Below are 5,115 nucleotides of genomic sequence, written 5' to 3' on the forward strand. Positions count from 1 at the left end.
GCATAGCCGAGATGCTCGGTCATCTCCTCGTTCAACGCGGTCTCCAGGACCGTCTTGGTCAACTGCTTGAGCAGCCCGTCCGGGCCCGTCAACGACAGGCCCTGCTCCTTCGCCGCCCGGACCAGCTCGGCCGCGGCTTTCGCCTCCGCCGACGGCTCGGGCCGCTTCTTACGTCCGGTCTGGTCGTTCAGTGTCGCGGTCATCACGGCACCCTCCTCACCAGGCACAACGCCTGGCAGGTCAGGCCGGAAACACCGTTAGATCCACAGACCCCAGGTAACCACCGCTCCATCAAAGCGGGGGGAACTCACAGGCGCTTGATGTTGATGGTGCTGTCGGTGACGGGCCATGCGGTGGCTGCGGGTGCTCGTGTGCCGAGCCAGAGGTTGTGTCTGACGCAGGCGGTGACGTGGTGGGGGTAGTAGCGGCGGATGGAGCCGCCTCGGTGCCGGCGAACGCAGGGTGGGCAGGCTGGTCGGGGGAAGGCTTGGAGTAGCCACCAGCGTGGTGCCGGACGGCGTAGTTCCGGCAGAGCCCGCTGGAGTTGGTGGGCCGGATAGCCGGTGAGCGCGGTGAGTTTGTCGAGGTTGAGGGTCCGCGTTTGCCGGTATGAGTTCTTGTCCGGTGAGGCGTCGACGGCTGCTTCGAGGTCGCGAACGGCGGTGTGGTTGAGGGCGGCGAGCCGTTCCAGGTAGGAGTTGACGATTTCCCAGGTGGTGGGGGGTGTGGGGATGGGCAGCCGTCGTGTGGGTGCGCTGGTCATGCTGCGCCGGATCGTTGGCGGGCGTGGCGGGCGTGACTCGGGGTGGGGGTGGCTGTCTCCGCGGCGTGGTCGAGGCGGATCGCGTCGAGGTGAGCTTTGGTGATCTTTTCGGTGCCGTCGAGGATGGCGTCGATCGCCGCGCCGCGGATGAGGTGGGACAGGCTGCCGATCATGCCGCGTGATCGTTGGTAGAGGTATTCGCCGTGGCGGGCGAGGGTGCCGGCCTTGTGCCGGTGCAGCCGCAGGGCCTGTTCGAGGGTGGCCACCAGTGCCCGCCAGTTCTCCTTCTGGCTGTTGGCGCCGTAGGCGAACGGCCGGGTCGCGATGGTGGCGAACCGGCTGGCGATCTGTTCGCCGCGGGTGCCGGCGAACAGGTTGGCCCTCTCGACGTTGATGCCGGAGTAGACGAATGTGGCGGGGATCCGCTCGGAGAAGTATTTGAGCTGGTCGGATGCCTCGGCCCCGGCCCGGGTGGCCAGGTTGAGGTTGTGGATTTCGTCGACGAGCACCAGGTCGCAGCCGACGTCGCAGAGCACGGCGCAGACGGCGTTGGTGACGTCGGTGATGTTGGACCGTGGTGCCAGGGGCAGGCCGAGGAAACGGGCGAACTCGACGGCGAGCATGCGGGGTGTCGCCGCTGGCGGGACGGTGACGTAGACGACCGGGATCCGCGGCCCGGCCATCGGGTTGCGCAGCGCGACGGACAGTTCGTGGGCGCGGCCGAGCTGCGTGATGGCGGTCGTCTTGCCGGTGCCGGCGCCGCCGGTGATGATCAGCCCTCGGCGGGCGGATATCTGCCGGCGGTTGAGGATCAGCAGCCGACGGACGGTCTTGACGACCTCCTGGATGGTCGGGGTGTTCACCACGATGAGGTCGCTGTGGTAGTCCAGTCGGGCGTCGTCGTAGGCGGCCTGCTCGACGGGGCTCAGGTGCGGCCAGTCCAGGTGCAGCTCGGGCGGGCGCGGGTCGTGCTGGACCCACCGGGACCAGCCTTCCTTGCTGGTCAGTGGCTCGTCAGCCGGCGGGGTGAACGCGGCGGTCATAGCCACCGTTGTGCCTCCTCGCGGGCGTCGAAGATGCCGAAGGGGATGACGTTGTCGACCTGGCCGTCCTCGGGCTCGTCGATGTCGTCGTCGAGTGGAGGATCGGGAGCGAGGCGGGGCCGGTGCGTCGCGGCGGCGGCGCGGGTCTTGGCCGCTACCCGCCGGTCGGTCTCGCCTGGTGGGGCATGCGGTGGGGGCCCCTCGCCGGCGCGGCGCAGCAGGTCGGCCAGCACCCGGGCGGTCGTGGTCTCGTCCGCTTCGCCGGCCGGCTCGGAAGTGGCCTGTTGTCGGGCGTGGCGCCAGGTGAAGTCCGCGAACGGCGCGGCCACCATCGGCAGGTGTGTCCACCCGGCGCGGATCCACCCGCCGTCGCGGTGGTTGCGCACCCAAACGTGCGTCAGGTCGTAGGGGTCGTGGCGGACCTCCCACAATCCCTGCTTGGCTGTGATCCCGGAGTGCTGCCGGCGGTAGGGATTGAGCGCCTTGCTGTCGTAGGTGCGCCCGTCGAACCGGACGCCGTAGTCGTTGATCGTGCGCCATGTTCCCGGCAGCAGCTCGACGTAGTCGTCGGCGGTGAGCATCAACGGGACGTAGCCGGCCGCCGTGACCAGCACCGCGAACATCTCGTTCGGCGACAGCACCCGCCCGGTGTCCGGGCTGAGCAGCCCTTCGTGCGGGCGCTGCTGCCACCCAACGACGATCCACTCATCGAGCAGGTCCTGCATCTGGGCCATCGACCACACCGCCTCGGCCTGCACCCGACTGCCCCGGTGAGCCACGTCCCGACCGGTGTAGCCGGCGACATACTGGCAGAACAGCGTGTTGATCGACCCGAAGGTGCGCTCGACGATGCCCTTGTCCGTGGGGCTGCGCGGATGCGCCGGCTGCACCGAGATCCCCAACGTCTGGCAGGCCCGAAGGAACGTGTCGGACAGATAGACCTTCCCCCGGTCGCAGACGATCGTCTCCGGGATCACCACCGGTTTCGCGGTGGCCTGCTCCATCCGCGCGTCGATGGCGGCCAGCCGCCGGTGCGGCAGCCGCGATGCCGCCATCCGCAGCGACTCGTCCCAGCCCGGCCGCATCGGCTCGGGAACCAGCATCCGCGCCAGCAACAGGGAGGCGTCCACGGCTTTCGTGCCCACCGGCCGCAGCACCGCGGCGCAGATCGTGCGGGTGGCGACATCCACCGCCGCGGTCAGCTCAACCCGACGGGCCTGACCGTCGTCGAAGAGCACCATCACGTCCAACACGGTGGTGTCGATCTGCACCTGCTGACCCGGCCGGGCCGCCCACGTCACCGTGAACGGGCCAGGCGGCCGGTTCGCCGTCGACCGGCGGGTCGTCGCCGCGCCGAACGCGTGCTGGCCCACCGACAACGCGGCGACCAGACGGTGGAACGTGGTCTTCGGCGGCAGCGGCACCTCACCGGCTCCGTGTCGCTGCGTCAGGATGTCCTCGACCTGCCGCCGCAGCCGGGCCCGGGTTCCTGTCGACTGATTCACCTGCGCGGCCAACGCCTCACGGATCGCGGACACCACCCGCTCGTCGGCCCGCCCGACCTGAGAGACAGGCCGCTGCGACCTCCCATCCACCAAGGCCCGCAGCCCACCGGATCGGTAGCGTTGCCGCATCCGCTGAACGGTCGCCACGCTCGCGGGAATCCCCGCAGCGGACAGCTCCAAGGCCTTCGCAGCCACCCGCTGTTGCAGACCCTGCAGGCGTGGGTCGTACTCGCTCCGCGGCTCCGTTCCGGGCTCGGCGCCGGGAGGAAGTCCGGTCTCGACCTCGATGATGTGCCGCTCCCACTGCCGGGCCCGCTCCGCGACGTCCTCAGCGACACCAGAGAGGACATGATCCGCAAGAACCGTGCGCGGCTCAGCCGGATCCCCGCCGAGGATGTCGAAGCCCGGCGAGCCGACCAGGTGAGTCAACAACACCGCCCTCGGCGTGCCGTCCGGACCGACCAGCCGCACCCACGACCCCGACAACACCGCCACCTGGTGCTCCGCGCCGTCGAAGGCAACTCGATCACCCACCCGCAGCAGCCGCGTCACGATCCCGCCCTCACCACGACCGACGTCGCGTCCAGCCGGACCGCCATGTCGACGGACAACTGCTGCGACCACAGCAGGTGAAACAGCACCGGCAGGACCGCGATCGGGTCACCGACCCGCGCTGCTGCCTCCATCAGAGGCGTCGGCGAGCCGAACAGATCAAGCAGCCGAGCCGCGACCGGTCCGTCGAGATGGCGGGGATGCCGGTAGCCGGCCAGCCACCGCACGTTCGTCAACCACACCGCGTCGTGCCCAGTCACGAGCCGGTAGTCCCAGCCCACCAGCCCACACGCCTGCTCGGTCGCCGCGAACGTGGCAGCGTCCCTCGCCGCGATCCGATCTACCGGACGGCAGTCGATCACCACGCCGGTCCCGTCCCGGCGGCGGGCGAAGAAGTCCGGTGCGTGTGACCTCGCGCGCCTCGTGTCCGGCCACCACAACCAGAACGGCTGCGCGGCGAAGCCCACCACCGACGCGTCGAAGTCCAACGCCATCGCCTCATCGCGCTCCAACCACGACTCGAAACCGACGTGAGCACCGATGCACGCCGCCCAGTACAGGCCCGGGTAGTTGCGCTGCCCTCGATACGACGGGAACGAACGGACAGCCGGTACCTGCTCGAACGGTACAGCCGCCACGTCGACCAGACGCCGACGCGCCTCGCCCCCGCCCGCATCGACAAAGCCGACCTCGAACTCAACCGGATTCGTCAGCCGGCCACCTGACACGGACCGAAGACTGGCCGCCACGAAGACCACCCACATCCCTCACCGGTCCGCCAGTGTCGCAGCCACTGATCAGATTCAGTGGGCCGGGTCACAGATGCCAGAGCATCGATGCCAGCTCTTCGTGCCGAACGAATCCGATCGCATCTGGGCTGGCCGCTTGACAGCACCCCTCAAAGGGCAGTGACCTCGATCGACCGGGCGGAGTATCCGTCCTGGCCCGGAACTTCGTAGCGGCATCGCACCCGCTGGCCGGGGGTCAGGCTCCGGTAATCGGTCGGCCCGGCGACGATGTGCCTGTAGTGCACCCAGACAGTCAGGTCGATGTGATCAAGAGCGACAGTGCCCCATCCCTCTTCGCGGTTCCAGGTCTTCACCACGCCGGTGTCCTGTAGGCCCTGATCACTCACACGCATCAGGGTATCGGCTCGGCGGAGGGGCTGTCTCGCTAACGGTGTTTCCGGCGATCTTGGTTAGTAGGTTTCAGCGGCTGGGAAGCGGTCGCTGAAGGTGATGGCGAAGGCGTT

General features: G+C 69.0%; 6 protein-coding genes. All 6 read right to left on the reverse strand.

All coding sequences use genetic code 11. The annotated features are described in order from the left end of the window. The coding region (locus tag V6U77_RS29520; protein ID WP_442934486.1) for a transposase at nt 1–203 on the reverse strand (203 nt) is incomplete at its 3' end. A gap of 104 nt (nt 204–307) precedes the next feature. Beyond that, the gene (locus V6U77_RS29525; RefSeq protein ID WP_334610020.1) at nt 308–763 is read right to left on the reverse strand and encodes a TniQ family protein; all 456 of its coding nucleotides are present in this window, start codon (nt 761–763) and stop codon (nt 308–310) included. After that, complete coding sequence (locus tag V6U77_RS29530; RefSeq protein WP_334610024.1) at nt 760–1,806, reverse strand: TniB family NTP-binding protein; 1,047 nt, start codon at nt 1,804–1,806, stop codon at nt 760–762. Before V6U77_RS29530 ends, V6U77_RS29525 begins: the two co-directional genes overlap by 4 nt. After that, nucleotides 1,803–3,863, reverse strand: coding sequence for a Mu transposase C-terminal domain-containing protein (locus V6U77_RS29535; RefSeq protein ID WP_334610021.1), 2,061 nt, complete (start codon nt 3,861–3,863; stop codon nt 1,803–1,805). Before V6U77_RS29535 ends, V6U77_RS29530 begins: the two co-directional genes overlap by 4 nt. Beyond that, nucleotides 3,860–4,621 (reverse strand): TnsA-like heteromeric transposase endonuclease subunit, encoded by a 762-nt coding sequence (locus V6U77_RS29540; protein WP_334610022.1) that lies wholly within the window; start codon nt 4,619–4,621, stop codon nt 3,860–3,862. Before V6U77_RS29540 ends, V6U77_RS29535 begins: the two co-directional genes overlap by 4 nt. A gap of 140 nt (nt 4,622–4,761) precedes the next feature. After that, nucleotides 4,762–4,998: a cold shock domain-containing protein gene (locus V6U77_RS29545; protein WP_334610023.1), complete on the reverse strand. Its 237-nt coding sequence runs from the start codon at nt 4,996–4,998 to the stop codon at nt 4,762–4,764. Between the last annotated feature and the right edge of the window lie 117 nt (nt 4,999–5,115).

The sequence above is a fragment of the Micromonospora sp. CPCC 205546 genome (genome assembly GCF_036902715.1).
Taxonomy (GTDB): Bacteria; Actinomycetota; Actinomycetes; order Mycobacteriales; family Micromonosporaceae; genus Micromonospora.